Raw genomic sequence first — 15,739 nt, forward strand, 5'->3', positions numbered from 1 at the left:
ACCACCGAGGCGCCATGGGCGTTGATTTCCTTGCGCACTTCGTCGGCGCTGCTGCGCTTGCCATTCACCAGCGTCGGGCCGTTGGGGTGCAGCAGCGGCGCGTCGATGTACTCGTGGTTGAGCACCAGCAGACCGTGGTCGCTGTTACGACCGCCGCCGCGCTGGCCGTCGATGGGGAAGAAGTGCATGCCGTCGTGATGCATGCCGACCTGGTCGGCCTGGTCGGCGGCGCTGTTGCCGGCGTTGTCGAGAAAGGCCGGAAAGCTGCCGCGGATCGGCGTGCCCCAGGGAATGAAGGGCGTGGCCTTGTAGCCGGGCGGCACGCTGATGGTGTCGGCGCGGGTCACCGCCACCGGGCTGAACGGCAGGCGCCTGCCGCGCTTGTCCAGGCGCTCGAGCAGGTCCTTGAGCGGGTTGCCGGCGGCCTCGGCACTGCCGGGCAGGGCCACGCCGAGAAAGCCCATGACGCTGAGCGCGGCGCCGCCGGCGACCACCTGGCGGCGGCTCAGGCCGGCTTCGATCAACTCGTTGATATGGGGATTGGCGGAGGCGTTGCTGAGCGGCTCGTCGCCGTTGCCGAATAGCACGTCTTGCTCGTGTTCATTGCGCATGGGGGGCTCCTGAGGCTGATCGACGGAGCCATGACGCTAACCAAGCAAGACGACGGGAAAGTGACAACGGCTGTGCGCTGCTGCACAAATCTGCCCGGAGGACGGGCCGTAGGGGGCGTCGTGCGCAGCAGTCGTTGCCAGCGGCAGCGCTGCGCACGACCGCGGCGGCCCGCGACTCAGGCATAAAAAAGCCCCGGCAAGGCCGGGGCGGATTAGGCAAACGAGACGCTGCGGGTGCGTGGCCCGCAGCGGGGGAACCGTTCTTAGTGGAACTGGTTCATGGTGTTGTCTTTACCGCTCGCCTTCAGAGCAGCTTCGCCAGCGAAGTACTCCTTGTGGTTGTCGCCGATGTCGGAGCCAGCCATGTTCTGGTGCTTGACGCAGGCGATGCCCTGGCGCAGTTCCTGACGCTGTACGCCCTTGACGTAGGCCAGCATGCCCTGGTCGGCGAAGTAGCCCTTGGCCAGGTTGTCGGTGGACAGCGCGGCAGTGTGGTAGGTCGGCAGGGTGATCAGGTGGTGGAAGATGCCGGCGTGGGCCGAACCGTCGCGCTGGAAGGTGCGGATCTTCTCGTCGGCGATCTGGGCCAGTTCGGTTTCGTCGTACTCGACGCTCATCAGCTTGGCGCGGTCGTAGGCGGAAACGTCCTTGCCTTCGGCAACCATGGCGTCGAACACCTGCTGACGGAAGTTCAGGGTCCAGTTGAAGGACGGGCTGTTGTTGTACACCAGCTTGGCGTTCGGGATGACTTCACGGATGCGGTCAACCATGGCCTTGATCTGGCCAACGTGCGGCTTCTCGGTTTCGATCCACAGCAGGTCGGCGCCGTTCTGCAGGCTGGTGATGCAGTCCAGGACGCAGCGGTCTTCGCCGGTGCCGGCACGGAACTGGAACAGGTTGGACGGCAGGCGCTTCGGACGCAGCAGCTTGCCACCGCGGTTGATCACCACGTCGCCGTTGCCCAGCTCGGCAGCGGACACTTCTTCGCAATCGAGGAAGCTGTTGTACAGGTCGCCCAGGTCGCCCGGCTCTTTGGTCACGGCGATCTGCTTGGTCAGGCCGGCGCCCAGGGAGTCGGTACGCGCAACGATCACGCCGTTGTCGATGCCCAGCTCGAGGAAGGCGTAGCGAACGGCAGCGATCTTGGCGAGGAAGTCGGCGTGCGGAACGGTCACTTTGCCGTCCTGGTGGCCGCACTGCTTCTCGTCGGAAACCTGGTTCTCGATCTGGATGCAGCAGGCGCCGGCTTCGATCATGCGCTTGGCCAGCAGGTAGGTGGCTTCCGGGTTACCGAAGCCAGCGTCGATGTCGGCGATGATCGGCACGATGTGGGTTTCGTAGTTGTCGATCTGCTTCTGGATCTCGGCCGCCTTGGCGTGGTCGCCAGCGTCACGAGCGGCGTCCAGGGCGGTGAACAGCAGGTCCAGCTCGCGGCTGTCGGCCTGACGCAGGAAGGTGTACAGCTCTTCGATCAGGTCGGAGACGGCGGTCTTCTCGTGCATCGACTGGTCCGGCAGCGGGCCGAAGTCGGAGCGCAGGGCCGCGACCATCCAGCCGGACAGGTAGAGGTAGCGCTTGTTGGTGGTCTTCAGGTGCTTCTTGATCGAGATCAGCTTCTGCTGACCGATGAAGCCGTGCCAGCAGCCCAGCGACTGGGTGTAGACGGAGGAGTCGGCGTCGTACTCTTCCATGTCCTTGCGCATGATGTCAGCGGTGTACTGAGCGATTTCCAGACCGGTCTTGAAACGGTTCTGAGCGCGCATACGGGCGACGGACTCGGGGTTGATAGCGCTCCAGCTGCTGCCGAACTTCTCTTTCAGAGCGGCTACAGCCTTGATGTCGTTTTGATATGCGGACATGGTCAATCCTTCAAAAAATGTGTTGGTTGAGCACCGACTACCCACTCAATGCGTGCACGGATGCAGCGGCTGCGGGAGGCTTCCACTTTGACGGCGAGAAAATGGCTGGGGCGAGGATTGACCGCGAGGAGGGGGGATGTGGCGAACAGTTCGGGCGCTTGGCGTGGGCCGGTCGGCTCGTGGAAACCTTGGGCACCTGCCGGGCTGTCGATCTGTCTGACGCTAAACGCTTCCCCGTCCCTCAGGACAACTTCGTTCCAGTCGCAACCTCGTCGTACGGCCTTGTGGGCTGTTGGGACACGGACCGCTACGAAGTGCTTCGTTGGCGATCTGGAGATCCTTTTCAGGACCCCTGGCTAGCGGGAGCGAGGCCATCATGCCTCTCGGCAAAAGCTTCGTCAAACGTTTTGTAGTGGTTTTTTTAGACTACTACATATTCTCAAGACGACCGGCCGGTCATGGCGGAAACCCTCTGGTGCGGGCGTTTCCAGCGTTGCGCGGGATTGCGGGGGCTGTCCATTGGTCGAAAGCGGCGAGGGGCTGCGACTTTGGTCGGGGTCAGTCGAGGGCTTCGACCTTCAGGCGCAGGGTCATGTCTTCGCGGCCCTGGGTGGTGCGTCGCTGGAGGATGTCGCGGCTGCTGGAGGCGGTGTCCTCGTTGACCCCGCCGAGGGTGATCCATTCGCCGAGGCGGCCGCTGACCCGGGTGTCGGTGCTCTGCACGTCGATCACGCCGGGGCGGTGGGCGTTGAGGCGGTCGCGCTGGCTGCTGATGCTGACGTGCACCAGCTCGCCGGAGAGGGTGGCGGTGACATAGAAGCCGCGGGTCACGTCGCGGTACTGGGTGTCCTGGTAGACCTGGCCGTAGGGGCCGGTGCTGGTGGTGGTCAGCGGCACGCTCTGGCCGACCTGGATCAGCGCCGGATAGCCCTCGGTGGCTTGCACCTGCTGGGTGCCGCCGCCGCGGCTGTCGGTGCTGCGGCGGATGATGCGCACCTCGTCGCGGCCACCCACTTCGCCGCGGCCGATCTGCACCTCGGCGTCGCCGGCGCTGAGGCTGCCGTCGACCCGGTAGCCGCGGTCGCTCTGGTAGTTGCTGTCGCTGCTCTCCACGCTGATCAGCAGGCGTCGCGGGCGGGTGTCGAGCTGCTCCAGCAACTGGCGCACCTCGTCGATCTTGGCCGGCGAGGCGTTGACGATCAGCTGGTTGCCGTAGGGGCTGACCCGGCCCTCGTTGCCCAGCACCGACTGCACCACGCCGATCACCTCGTCGGCAGTGCGGTAGTTGAGCGGGATCACCTCGGTGGCCGCCTGCAGCGGCAGGCACAGGCCGAGAAGCAGGGCGGCGAGCAGGGCACGCAGGGTCATAGCAGGAAACTCCGCAGATCGGGATCGCTGATGCTGGTATCCCAGGCCTGGTCGAACTGCGCCTGGCGCTGGCGCACCCGCGCCGGGTCGCGGTACAGGGCGTAGCCGGCCTGCTGGCCGAGCTCGGGGCGCAGCAGCAGGCCCTGGTCGTCGGCGATCAGGTAGGCCAGTTCTTCACTGGGATAATCCGGGTTGAGTTTGCGGATATGCAGGTTCGAGGACAAGCGCCGCGACAGGCCGAGCAGACGATGCCCCTCCTTGACCGCGCGGGTCGGGTCGCGCACGAGGATGCGCAGGCGCGCGCGCGGACTGGCCAGAAGGAAGCGGGTGCAGGCCTGCTGCACGCTGCCGTGATGGTAGAGCCAGGGTTCCAGGTCGTCGCTGTACAGGCACAGGCTGCGCTGCGCCTGCTGGATCAGCGCCAGCACATGGGCACGCGCCTGCTGTGGCTGACTGAAGCGCTCCAGGCGCTCGTGAGCGCCGAGGACGAAGGGCGCCGGCTCCCATTGCGGGGCGTCCGCTGTCGCCGGCTCGGGGTTGTGCACGGCAAAACGCCCCGGCGATTCGAACTCGATAGCCGCGAGCTCGGCCGGCTGCGGGGTATCGCTCGTCTCGAGCGGGGCGTCTTGGTCGTCCATTGCGGCCTCTACTGGCGGGTGCGCACCATGTCCACGTGCGGGATGCCGGCGTCGAGGTACTCGCCGCTGACTATCTCGAAGCCTAGCCTTTCATAGAACGGCGTGGCGTGCACCTGGGCGCTGAGCATTTGCCGATCCAGGCCGCGTTTTTCCGCTTCCGCGATCACCGCCTGCATCAGCGCCTCGCCGACCTTGAGGCCGCGCCAGTCCTTGAGTACCGAGACGCGGCCGATATGGCCGTCCGGCAGCAGGCGCGCGGTGCCCACGGCGTAGTCGCCTTCCTCGGCGAGAAAATGCACCGCCTCGGCGTCTTCGGCGTCCCATTCCAGCTCCGGCGGCACCGCCTGTTCGGCGACGAACACGCTTTCGCGGATACGCCGCAGCTCGGCGTTGTCCTTGTGCCAGTCCGCGACGCGAACTCGGATCTCACTCATCGGCGAACCCCAGACTACCTTGCTTGACCAGTTCCCAGAGCAGGGTACGCCCCTCGTCATCGGCCAGCCAGGCGCCAAGGTTATCGATATGTAACGCATCGGCGCTGCAGATCAGCTTGAGCAGCTCGCGCAGGCGCGCCGACACCAGGCGGCTCTGGCCGCTGGCGAACAGCACCAGATCCTCGCCGACTTCCGACCAGGCCATGCGCGCGCTGGGGTTGCGGATGATCACGGCGCCGTCTTCCAGGCTGCCGAGAAATTCTTCTTCGTCGATCTCGATGCCGGCGACTAGCTCCGGATACTTGGGCTCGGTCATGAACTGGCCGAACCAGGTCATCAGCAGGCGCTCGTCGCTCATGTGCTCGTTGAGCAGGGCCTTCAGGCGCTCCAGGGCGTCGCGCTGGATCTGGTTGGGATCCTCGCTCGGCTGGATATCGGCGTCGCTGTAGCGCTCCTCCTCGGGGAGGAACTGGCCGAGAAAATCGGTGAAATGGGTCAGGACTTCGGCGGCGCTCGGCGCGCGGAAACCCACGGAATAAGTCATGCAATCATCCTCAGCGGTGCCACAGTGGGCGAGGCGCGGCGGCAGGTAGAGCATGTCGCCGGGTGCCAGCACCCATTCATCGGTTGGTTCGAATTCGGCCAGGATCTTCAGATCGGCGTGGGGCAGCAGCGGGCTTTCGGAGTCGCACATCTGGCCGATCTGCCAGCGGCGATGACCGTAACCCTGCAGCAGGAAAACGTCGTAGTTGTCGAAATGCGGGCCGACGCCGCCGCCGGGCGCGGCGAAGCTGATCATCAGGTCGTCGATGCGCCACTTGGGCAGGAACTTGAAGTCCTCCAGCAGTTCGGCCACTTCCGGGACGAACTGGTCGACCGCCTGCACCAGCAGGGTCCAGTCGCGCTCGGGCAGGTTCTGGAAGCTGTCCTCGGCGAAGGGGCCGCGTTGCAGTTCCCAGGGGCGTTCGCCGTGCTCGATGACCAGGCGCGACTCGACTTCTTCCTCCAGGGCCAGGCCGGCCAGCTCGTCCGGGCTGATCGGGCTTTCGAAGCCGGGCACGGCCTGGCGCACCAGCAGCGGTTTCTTCTGCCAGTAGTCGCGCAGGAATTCACGGGCTGTGAGGCCACCCAGCAGTTGCAGCGGAGTATCAGGATTCATCAGTAAGCCCTTGAAATAGAAAAAAACCTTAAAACAAAAACGCCCGGCTCAGCCGGGCGTCCTCGAGGCTGGTGCGGATCAGATGCGCTGGGCCTGGGCCACCGCGTTGCCGATGTAGCGGGCCGGGGTGAGTTGCTTGAGCTCGGCCTTGGCCTCGGCCGGCATGTCCAGGCCGTCGATAAAGGCCAGCAGCGCCTCGGGGCTGATGCCCTTGCCGCGGGTCAGCTCCTTGAGCTTCTCGTAGGGGTTCTCGATGGCGTAGCGGCGCATGACGGTCTGGATCGGCTCGGCGAGCACTTCCCAGCAGGCGTCCAGATCTTCAGCAATACGCTGAGCATTGAGCTCCAACTTGCTGATTCCCTTGAGGCTGGCTTCGTAGGCGATCACGCTGTGGGCGAAGCCGACACCCAGGTTGCGCAGCACGGTGGAGTCGGTCAGGTCGCGCTGCCAGCGGGAGATCGGCAGCTTGCTGGCCAGGTGCTGGAAGATCGCGTTGGCGATGCCGAGGTTGCCTTCGGAGTTCTCGAAGTCGATCGGGTTGACCTTGTGCGGCATGGTCGAGGAGCCGATCTCGCCGGCCACGGTCTTCTGCTTGAAGTAACCGAGGGAGATGTAGCCCCAGACGTCGCGGTCGAAGTCGATGAGGATGGTGTTGAAACGGGCGATGGCGTCGAACAGCTCGGCGATGTAGTCGTGCGGCTCGATCTGGGTGGTGTAGGGGTTGAAGGTCAGGCCCAGGTCGCCTTCGATGAACTGGCGGGCGTTGGCTTCCCAGTCGATGGCCGGGTAGGCGGACAGGTGGGCGTTGTAGTTGCCCACGGCGCCGTTGATCTTGCCCAGCAGCGGCACGGCGGCGACCTGGGCGATCTGCCGCTCCAGGCGGTAGACCACGTTGGCCAGCTCCTTGCCCAGGGTGGTCGGCGAGGCCGGCTGGCCGTGGGTGCGCGACAGCATCGGCACCTCGGCGAACTTCACCGCCCGTTCACGGATGGCGTCGGCCAGCTGCTGCATCAGCGGCAGCAGCACGGTGTCGCGGCCTTCGCGCAGCATCAGGGCGTGGGACAGGTTGTTGATGTCCTCGCTGGTGCAGGCGAAGTGGATGAACTCGCTGACCTTGTCCAGTTCCGGCAGCTTGGCGGCCTGCTCCTTGAGCAGGTATTCCACCGCCTTGACGTCGTGGTTGGTAGTGCGCTCGATTTCCTTGACGCGCTCGGCGTGCTCGACGGCGAAGTTCTCCGCCAGCTGGTTGAGCAGGGCGTTGGCTTCGGCGGAGAAGGGCGCGACTTCGGCGATGTCCTCGTGGGCGGCCAGGCGCTGCAGCCAGCGCACTTCGACCAGCACACGGCTACGGATCAGGCCGTATTCGCTGAAGATGGGGCGCAGGGCGCTGGTTTTGCCGGCGTAGCGGCCGTCGACGGGGGAAACCGCGGTGAGCGAGGAAAGCTGCATATGGGCGTTCTCGAGCTGTCGGGCTGAAAAGCCATCCGGCTTGCTGCGCATCGTGCCTGCTCCGATGAAGCGGGCTCTAGCTCAGGCGCCTGGACGGCCTCTGACGAAAAGGGCGCATATCATACATGAAAACGTCCGGCTGACCGCCTATGCGTTGCGCCGGGCGACCGACAGTAGGCTGGCGGCGAAGATCAGTGCGGCGCCGAGCAGCGACAGGCGATCGGGCATCTCGCCCCACAGCAGCCAGGCGATCAGCCCGGCGAAGACTATGGCCAGGTAGGCGATCGGGCCGATCAGCCCCGGCGGCGCCAGGCCGTAGGCGCGCGACATGATGATCTGGCTGGCGGTGGCCAGCAGGCCGATGCCCAGCAGCCAGCCGAGCTGGTTGGCGGCGAGCGGCTGCCAGCTCCAGCTCAGCGGAATGGCGGAGAACAGCGCACTGAACAGCGAGAAGTAGAAAACGATGCGCGTCGCCGGCTCGCTGTCGCTCATCTCGCGGATGGAGACGAAGGCGAAGGCGGCCAGCAGGCTGGCGGCCAGGCCGATCAGCGCCGGGCCCTCGAACAGCGCGGCGCTGGGCTTGGCCACCAGCAGCACGCCGAACAGGCCGATCAGGCTGGTGAGCAGCATGCGTCGGGTCAGCGGCTCCTTGAGCCAGAAGTGGGCGATCAGCGGGGTGAACACCGGCGCCGAGTAGGTGAACAGCATGGCGTCGGCCAGCGGCAGGTGGGCGATGGCGTAGAAGAAGCAGTACATCGCCGCCAGGCCGTAGGTGGTGCGCCACAGGTGCGATTTCAGCCGTGTCGTGCGCAGCGGGCGTACCCCGCGCACCAGCAGCAGCGGCAGGAAGAACAGCACCCCGACCAGGTTGCGGAAGAACACCACCGACTCGTTGTTGACGCTGGCCGAGATTTCCCGGATGCCGACGCCGGTAAGGGCGAACAGCAGGGCGGACAGGGCCAGCAGCAGGGCGCCCTGCAGCGGCTTGACGCTGCGGCTCGGGGCGCCCATGGCGGTCAGCTGCGCATCAGTTGGTAGAGTTCCTTGAGCAGCTTGCCGCGGCTGAACACCAGCTGCCAGCGGTGACCGCCGAGCTGGCGCCACAGCCGCGCCGAACGGATGCCGGCGAGCAGCAGGGCGCGGATCTTCGCCGCGTTGCTCGGCTGCTGCAGAAAACGCATGTCGCCGTGCACCTGGATGCGCTGGCGGAAGGTGCTGATGGTGTCCTGGTACAGCCCGCCGCAGGCGGCGATGACGTTGTCGTGGACCAGGCCGAAGTGCTCGACCTGCTGCTGGATCTGATCCAGGCGGCTGCCCATCACCTGCAGCATGTCGCCGCGCTTGTCCAGCTGGCGCTCCAGGCCGAGCAGGGCCAGGGCGTAGCGCAGCGGCTCGCGCTGCAGCGCCGCGGGGTTGCGCTCCAGCGAGCTGACCAGCGCGCGATAACCGTCGCGCAGGTTGAGGTCGTCGCCGCCGTAGACGTCGAGCGTACTCTTCGGATCGCGCACCAGCAGGCTGCCGAGCATGCAGCTCATCGACGCCTCGCTGACCTGGCCGGTGCGGGCGATCTTGTCGGCCAGCACCGCGGCCTCGAACACGGCGCCGAGGGCGACCAGTTGTTCCTGCGTCGGGTTCATCGGGCGTCCTCGTACCAGGGCTCGGCGGTCTCGATCACGCCGCCGCCGAGGCACACCTCGCCGTCGTAGAACACCACGGACTGGCCGGGCGTCACGGCGCGCTGCGGCTCGTCGAAGATCGCGCGGTAGCCGCTTGCGGTCTGCTCCAGGGTGCAGGCCTGGTCGCCCTGGCGGTAGCGCACCTTGGCGCTCAGGCGGCGCGGGCTGCTCAGGTCCACCGGGTTGACCCAGTAGATATCCGAGGCGAGCAGGGCGCGGGAGAACAGCCAGGGGTGTTCGTTGCCCTGGCCGACGACCAGCACGTTGCGCGTCAGGTCCTTGCGCAGCACGTACCAGGGATCGTCGCCGGCGTCCTTGAGCCCGCCGATACCGAGGCCCTGGCGCTGACCGATGGTGTGGTACATCAGGCCGTGATGGCGGCCGATGACCTGGCCCTCGGTGGTCTCGATATCACCCGGCTGGGCCGGCAGGTACTGCTTGAGGAAATCGCTGAAGCGGCGCTCGCCGATAAAGCAGATGCCGGTGGAATCCTTCTTCTTCGCCGTGGCCAACTCGTATTTCTCGGCGATGGCGCGCACCTGCGGCTTTTCCAGCTCGCCGACCGGGAACAGGGTCTTGGCGATCTGCTCGCCGCCGACGGCATGCAGGAAGTAGCTCTGGTCCTTGTTCGGATCCAGGCCCTTGAGCAGCTCGGTGCGGCCGTCGACGTCGCGGCGGCGCACGTAGTGGCCGGTGGCGATCAGGTCGGCGCCGAGCGACAGGGCGTAGTCGAGGAAGGCTTTGAACTTGATCTCGCGGTTGCACAGGATGTCCGGGTTCGGCGTGCGCCCGGCCTGGTATTCGGCCAGGAAGTGCTCGAACACGTTGTCCCAGTATTCCGCGGCGAAGTTGGCGGTGTGCAGCTTGATGCCGATGCGCTCGCACACGGCCTGGGCGTCGGCCAGGTCGTCCATGGAGGTGCAGTATTCGGTGCCGTCGTCTTCGTCCCAGTTCTTCATGAACAGGCCTTCGACCTGATAACCCTGCTCCAGCAGCAGCAGGGCGGAAACGGACGAGTCGACGCCGCCGGACATGCCGACGATCACGCGTTGGGTGCTAGGTGCTTGCATGGGAGTCTGCGAGTGAAGCCTGAAAAACTGGCGAGTCTACCAGAAAGCCTGCACCCGACGTGTAGGGCGTACTCGCGAAGCAGTACGCCGAACGCGGGCTATTGTTTCAATCGCGCACCAGCTCCAGCGGCCCGCGGATGCCGGCCAGGTAATCGTCCACGCAGCGCAGCACCAGTTCGCTGCGCCAGCGCTCGGGTTGCGCGGCCAGTTCGTCGCGGCTCAACCAGGCGATGCCGTGGATGTCGCTGTCCAGTGCGCGGGCCGGATCATGGCGCAGCGGGTGGGCGATAAAGCACACCCGTTGGTAGGTCACGCCATTGCTCGGCGCGGTATAGAGATAAATGCCGAGCAGGCCGCTCAGCGCCACCTCCCAGCCGGTTTCTTCGAGGGTTTCGCGCAGCGCGGCCTGGCGCAGCGATTCATTGGCCTCCAGGTGCCCGGCGGGCTGGTTGAGCACCAGGCGGCCAGCCTTGAACTCCTCGACGAACAGGAAGCGGCCCTGGTCCTCGATGACCGTGGCCACGGTGATATGGGGCTGCCACTCCATTTCTGCTTCTCCAGTGATCTCTATGCAAAAAAGAACCCCGGCACTATGGCCGGGGTTCTCCGTGTTGCCGAGCCCTTATCAGGCGTTCAGCGCGGCCAGAGCGGCGTTGAAGGTGGCGCTGGGGCGCATCACCTGGCTGGTCAGCTCGGGGTTGGAGCGGTAGTAGCCACCGATGTCCACCGGTTTGCCCTGGACGGCGGCCAGTTCGGCGACGATGGTCGCTTCCTGCTCGGTCAGGGTCTTGGCCAGCGGGGTGAAGCGTGCCTTCAGCTCGGCGTCTTCGTTCTGCGCGGCCAGGGCCTGGGCCCAGTACAGCGCCAGATAGAAGTGGCTGCCACGGTTGTCCAGCTCGCCGACCTTGCGCGCCGGGGACTTGTTGTTGTCCAGCAGTTTGCCGGTGGCTTCGTCCAGGGTCCTGCCGAGGATCTTGGCCTTGAGGTTGTCGGTCTTGATCCCGGTTTCTTCCAGGGAGACGGCCAGGGCCAGGAACTCGCCGAGGGAATCCCAGCGCAGGTAGTTCTCTTCGACCAGCTGTTGCACGTGCTTGGGCGCCGAACCGCCGGCACCGGTTTCGTACATGCCGCCGCCGGCCATCAGTGGCACGATGGACAGCATCTTGGCCGAGGTGCCCAGCTCCATGATCGGGAACAGGTCGGTCAGGTAGTCGCGCAGCACGTTGCCGGTCACCGAGATGGTGTCCAGGCCGCGGATCATGCGCTCCATGGACACGCGGATGGCTTCGTTGTAGCCCATCATGCGGATGTCCAGGCCAGTCAGGTCGTGGTCCTTCAGGTACAGCTCGACCTTCTTCTGCAGCTCGCGGTCGTGCGCGCGCTCCGGGTCCAGCCAGAAGATGGCCGGGGTGTCGGACTGACGGGCGCGGGTGACGGCCAGTTTGACCCAGTCGCGGATTGGCGCGTCCTTGGTCTGGCAGGCGCGCCAGATGTCGCCGGCCTCGACCTGGTGCTGCATCAGCACGGTGCCGTCGGCAGCGACGACGCGCATGGTGCCGTCGGCGGTCATTTCGAAGGTCTTGTCGTGGGAGCCGTACTCCTCGGCCTTCTGCGCCATCAGGCCGACGTTTGGCACGCTGCCCATGGTGGTCGGGTCGAATGCACCGTTGGTTTTGCAGAAGTTGATCATCTCCTGATAGATGCGCGCGTAGGTGCTCTCAGGCATGACGGCCTTGGTGTCTTTCTGCTTGCCGTCCTTGCCCCACATCTGGCCGGAGTTGCGGATCATCGCCGGCATCGAGGCGTCGACGATGACGTCGCTCGGGATGTGCAGGTTGGTGATGCCCTTGACCGAGTCGACCATGGCCATTTCCGGGCGATGGGCGTAGACCTCATGGATATCGTGCAGGATCTCTTCCTGCTGCGAGGCGGGCAGGGCCTTGATCTTGTCGTAGACGCTGCTGATGCCGTTGTTCGGGTTGACGCCCAGCTCCTTGAACAGCTCGCCGTACTTGTCGAACACGTCCTTGTAGTAAACGCTGACGGCGTGGCCGAAGACGATCGGGTGGGAGACCTTCATCATGGTCGCCTTGACGTGCAGGGACCACATCACGCCGGTTTCCTTGCAGTCCTGCAGGGTCTTCTCGAAGAAGTCGCGCAGCTTGCGGCAGCTCATGAACATGCTGTCGAACACTTCGCCTTCCTGCAGGGCGAGCTGCTTCTTGACCTCGACCTTGCCGTCCTTGCCGACGAACTCGATGCGCACGTCACCGGCCTTGGCCATGGTGATCGACTGCTCGCTGGAGAAGAAGTCGCCGCCGCGCATGTAGTCGGCGTGGGACTGCGAAGCCATGCTCCACTTGCCCATGCTGTGCGGGTGCTTGCGTGCATAGGCCTTGACCGCGGCCGGGGCGCGGCGGTCGGAGTTGCCCTCGCGCAGCACCGGGTTCACCGCACTGCCGAGTACCTTGGCATAACGGGCACGGACTTCCTTCTCTGCGTCGCTCTGCGGGTCTTCCGGGTAGTCGGGCAGGGCGTAGCCCTGGGCCTGCAGCTCGGCGATGGCGCCCTTGAGTTGCGGCACCGAAGCGCTGATGTTGGGCAGCTTGATGATATTGGCTTCGGGCTGGGTGGCCAGTTCGGCCAGCTTGGCGAGGTCGTCCTCGATGCGCTTGTCGGCGCCCAGTTGGTCGGCAAAGCTTGCCAGGATCCGTCCAGCAAGAGAGATGTCGCGAGTTTCGACGGAGATGTCAGCCGATGCGGCGAAAGCTTCTACAATGGGCAGAAGCGAATAGGTGGCGAGGGCTGGAGCTTCGTCGGTGAAGGTGTAGATGATCTTCGAAGGGGTGGACATTTAGAGTTAACTCTCTTCTTTGCTGAGCGTGCACAGAAACTCGACGTGCGCGGGTAGGCGCCTGAACCCGGTCATTGATCGGGCTGGAGTCGAGGACTCGCCGCGGTGATGTTGGATGCACCAGTAGAGTGTCGAGCATTTCGAGCCAGCCAGCGGTGATAGCCACTGGCCGGTTTCAAGAGGTTGCCGTCCGGTTCGGGACGGGCGCCCCTTATGACTCGTTAGTCACCTAAGCAGTATATCACTGCGACGCCGCGTCGCAGAATGCCCAGTTGTATAAGACCAACGAACATGTGGTTCCACCCGATTCAACTGCGCTACTCTCGGAGGATTGCGCACAGTTCTAACCACAAGATGGAGTCCAGCATGGGATACCAAAAGATCCAGGTGCCAGCCAGCGGTGACAAAATCACCGTCAATGCCGACATGTCGCTCAATGTGCCGAACAACCCGATCATCCCCTTCATCGAGGGTGATGGTATCGGCGTGGATATTTCCCCGGTGATGATCAAGGTGGTCGACGCCGCCGTCGCGAAAGCCTATGGCGGTGCGCGCAAGATCTCCTGGATGGAGGTCTACGCCGGCGAGAAAGCTACCCAGGTCTACGATCAGGACACCTGGCTGCCCAAGGAAACCCTCGAAGCGGTGCGCGACTACGTGGTGTCGATCAAGGGCCCGCTGACCACGCCGGTGGGTGGCGGTATCCGCTCGCTCAACGTGGCCCTGCGCCAGGAACTCGATCTGTACGTCTGCCAGCGTCCGGTGCGCTGGTTCGAAGGCGTGCCCAGCCCGGTGAAGAAGCCCGGTGACGTGGACATGGTGATCTTCCGCGAGAACTCCGAGGACATCTATGCCGGCGTCGAATGGAAGGCCGGCAGCCCCGAAGCCGAGAAGGTCATCAAGTTCCTCACCGAGGAAATGGGCGTCAAGAAGATCCGCTTCACCGACATGTGCGGCATCGGCATCAAGCCGGTTTCCGAGGCGGGCACCAAGCGTCTGGTGCGCAAGGCGCTGCAGTACGCCGTCGACAACGACCGCAGCTCGGTAACCCTGGTGCACAAGGGCAATATCATGAAATTCACCGAGGGCGCGTTCAAGGAGTGGGGCTATGAGATCGCCCGCGACGAATTCGGCGCCGAGCTGCTCGATGGCGGCCCGTGGATGCAGTTCAAGAACCCACGCACCGGCAAGAACATAGTGGTCAAGGACGTGATTGCCGACGCCATGCTGCAGCAGATCCTGCTGCGTCCGGCCGAGTACGACGTGATCGCCACGCTCAACCTCAATGGCGACTACCTGTCCGACGCCCTGGCGGCGGAGGTCGGCGGCATCGGTATCGCGCCGGGCGCCAACCTGTCCGACTCGGTGGCCATGTTCGAGGCGACTCACGGCACCGCGCCGAAGTACGCCGGCCAAGACAAGGTCAATCCGGGCTCGGTGATCCTCTCCGCCGAGATGATGCTGCGGCATATGGGCTGGGTCGAGGCGGCCGACCTGATCATCAAGGGTACCAACGGCGCCATCGCCGCCAAGACCGTGACCTACGATTTCGAGCGCCTGATGGAAGGGGCGACCCTGCTGTCCTGCTCGGAGTTCGGTGACGCGATGATCGCGCACATGTAACGGCGGGTTGTTAAAGAAAGGCCGGTCAATTGACCGGCCTTTTTCGCGGCGATTTGCCAGGATACTCAGACTTCGACAGTGCTAGCGGTACTCTGCGCCTGGGGTACTGCCGCAGGGGCGTCCTGGGCGGCGGCACTGATATTGACGGCGTGTAGTCCTTTCGGGCCCTGCACGATCTCGAAGCGGACCGGCTGGCCGGCCTTGAGTGTTTTATAACCTTCCATCTGGATGGCCGAGTAGTGGGCGAACAGGTCCTCATCTCGGCCGTCGGCCAGGATGAATCCATAGCCTTTGGCGTTGTTGAACCACTTGACCTTACCGCTGAGCATGCTGATATCCCTCTGCAAAGGACTCCATCTCTGGAGTATCATCCACTTCGATTCCGCGCGAAAACCAACCAGGCTGGGCGAGGGCGCGGAACCCCTGATACCCACTAATGGGTATTTATTGTTTGTAACACCCTTTTGCCGATAGTCAAGGCTATGCGGCGGACGGCTGAGAAGTCAGTCAAACTCCCTCTAGCATCCCTGTTCGTCCGGCCCTGAACCTCTGATTTCAGCATGCATGCAAGTAGCCAGATTCGACTAACATTCAATCAGGATCACCCGGCAGAGCATGAGGACGATTCCTCCGGCGTTGCTGTTCAGGAATCCAAGCCAGCATTACAGGCACCACCGATGTACAAGGTGGTCTTATTCAATGACGACTACACCCCGATGGATTTTGTCGTCGAAGTGCTCGAAGTGTTTTTCGGCATGAACCGGGAGCTGGCGACCAAGATCATGCTGACCGTCCATACAGAGGGGCGGGCGGTATGCGGCGTGTTCACCCGTGATATCGCGGAGACCAAGGCCATGCAGGTCAATCAGTACGCTAGGGAAAGCCAGCATCCGCTACTCTGTGAGATCGAGAAGGACGGTTAATGCCGGCCACTTGGGTATGAGGTGAAGCTATGTTGAATCGAGAGCTCGAAGTCACCCTCAATCTGGCTTTCAAGG

General features: G+C 64.4%; 15 protein-coding genes. 2 read left to right on the forward strand and 13 right to left on the reverse strand.

Annotation, left to right across the window (positions count from 1 at the left end):
* The 12 genes from N878_RS22960 to N878_RS23015 all read right to left on the reverse strand — a co-directional run.
* Positions 1 to 611 (reverse strand): PhoX family phosphatase (locus tag N878_RS22960; RefSeq protein ID WP_031303855.1); only part of this gene is annotated, 611 nt, incomplete at its 3' end.
* A 263-nt stretch (positions 612 to 874) separates the two neighbouring features.
* Positions 875 to 2,470: an isocitrate lyase gene (locus N878_RS22965; protein ID WP_021445845.1), complete on the reverse strand. Its 1,596-nt coding sequence runs from the start codon at positions 2,468 to 2,470 to the stop codon at positions 875 to 877.
* A 558-nt stretch (positions 2,471 to 3,028) separates the two neighbouring features.
* Positions 3,029 to 3,838 carry a secretin N-terminal domain-containing protein gene (locus N878_RS22970; RefSeq protein ID WP_021445846.1) on the reverse strand — a complete coding sequence of 270 codons (810 nt, stop codon included), beginning with the start codon at positions 3,836 to 3,838 and terminating at the stop codon, positions 3,029 to 3,031.
* A complete protein-coding gene (locus tag N878_RS22975) occupies positions 3,835 to 4,476 on the reverse strand; it encodes a hypothetical protein (protein ID WP_021445847.1) in 642 nt (213 codons plus the stop codon). Before N878_RS22975 ends, N878_RS22970 begins: the two co-directional genes overlap by 4 nt.
* Before the next feature lie 8 nt (positions 4,477 to 4,484).
* Positions 4,485 to 4,910 (reverse strand): GNAT family N-acetyltransferase, encoded by a 426-nt coding sequence (locus N878_RS22980; protein ID WP_021445848.1) that lies wholly within the window; start codon positions 4,908 to 4,910, stop codon positions 4,485 to 4,487.
* Positions 4,903 to 6,069, reverse strand: coding sequence for a cupin domain-containing protein (locus N878_RS22985; protein WP_021445849.1), 1,167 nt, complete (start codon positions 6,067 to 6,069; stop codon positions 4,903 to 4,905). Before N878_RS22985 ends, N878_RS22980 begins: the two co-directional genes overlap by 8 nt.
* 78 nt (positions 6,070 to 6,147) lie before the next feature.
* On the reverse strand, positions 6,148 to 7,518 hold the full coding sequence (purB, locus tag N878_RS22990) for an adenylosuccinate lyase (RefSeq protein ID WP_031303857.1): 1,371 nt from the start codon (positions 7,516 to 7,518) through the stop codon (positions 6,148 to 6,150).
* 147 nt (positions 7,519 to 7,665) lie between these two features.
* A complete protein-coding gene (locus tag N878_RS22995; RefSeq protein WP_021445851.1) occupies positions 7,666 to 8,529 on the reverse strand; it encodes a DMT family transporter in 864 nt (287 codons plus the stop codon).
* Between the two features lie 5 nt (positions 8,530 to 8,534).
* A complete protein-coding gene (gene hflD / locus N878_RS23000; protein WP_021445852.1) occupies positions 8,535 to 9,155 on the reverse strand; it encodes a high frequency lysogenization protein HflD in 621 nt (206 codons plus the stop codon).
* The gene (mnmA, locus tag N878_RS23005; RefSeq protein WP_031303858.1) at positions 9,152 to 10,264 is read right to left on the reverse strand and encodes a tRNA 2-thiouridine(34) synthase MnmA; all 1,113 of its coding nucleotides are present in this window, start codon (positions 10,262 to 10,264) and stop codon (positions 9,152 to 9,154) included. Before mnmA ends, hflD begins: the two co-directional genes overlap by 4 nt.
* Positions 10,265 to 10,370: 106 nt before the next feature.
* Positions 10,371 to 10,811: an NUDIX hydrolase gene (locus N878_RS23010; protein ID WP_021445854.1), complete on the reverse strand. Its 441-nt coding sequence runs from the start codon at positions 10,809 to 10,811 to the stop codon at positions 10,371 to 10,373.
* 78 nt (positions 10,812 to 10,889) lie between these two features.
* Positions 10,890 to 13,118 carry an NADP-dependent isocitrate dehydrogenase gene (locus N878_RS23015; protein ID WP_021445855.1) on the reverse strand — a complete coding sequence of 743 codons (2,229 nt, stop codon included), beginning with the start codon at positions 13,116 to 13,118 and terminating at the stop codon, positions 10,890 to 10,892.
* 366 nt (positions 13,119 to 13,484) lie between these two features.
* Here N878_RS23015 and icd point away from each other — a divergent pair, with 366 nt between their 5' ends.
* Positions 13,485 to 14,741 carry an NADP-dependent isocitrate dehydrogenase gene (icd, locus tag N878_RS23020; protein WP_021445856.1) on the forward strand — a complete coding sequence of 419 codons (1,257 nt, stop codon included), beginning with the start codon at positions 13,485 to 13,487 and terminating at the stop codon, positions 14,739 to 14,741.
* Between the two features lie 65 nt (positions 14,742 to 14,806).
* Here icd and cspD read toward each other — a convergent pair whose 3' ends face one another.
* The gene (gene cspD / locus N878_RS23025; protein ID WP_031303859.1) at positions 14,807 to 15,070 is read right to left on the reverse strand and encodes a cold shock domain-containing protein CspD; all 264 of its coding nucleotides are present in this window, start codon (positions 15,068 to 15,070) and stop codon (positions 14,807 to 14,809) included.
* 231 nt (positions 15,071 to 15,301) lie between these two features.
* Here cspD and clpS point away from each other — a divergent pair, with 231 nt between their 5' ends.
* Positions 15,302 to 15,664 carry an ATP-dependent Clp protease adapter ClpS gene (clpS, locus tag N878_RS23030; protein ID WP_031303861.1) on the forward strand — a complete coding sequence of 121 codons (363 nt, stop codon included), beginning with the start codon at positions 15,302 to 15,304 and terminating at the stop codon, positions 15,662 to 15,664.
* Positions 15,665 to 15,739: the final 75 nt, after the last annotated feature.

It is taken from the genome of Pseudomonas sp. EGD-AK9, assembly GCF_000465935.2.
Classification (GTDB): domain Bacteria; phylum Pseudomonadota; class Gammaproteobacteria; order Pseudomonadales; family Pseudomonadaceae; genus Aquipseudomonas.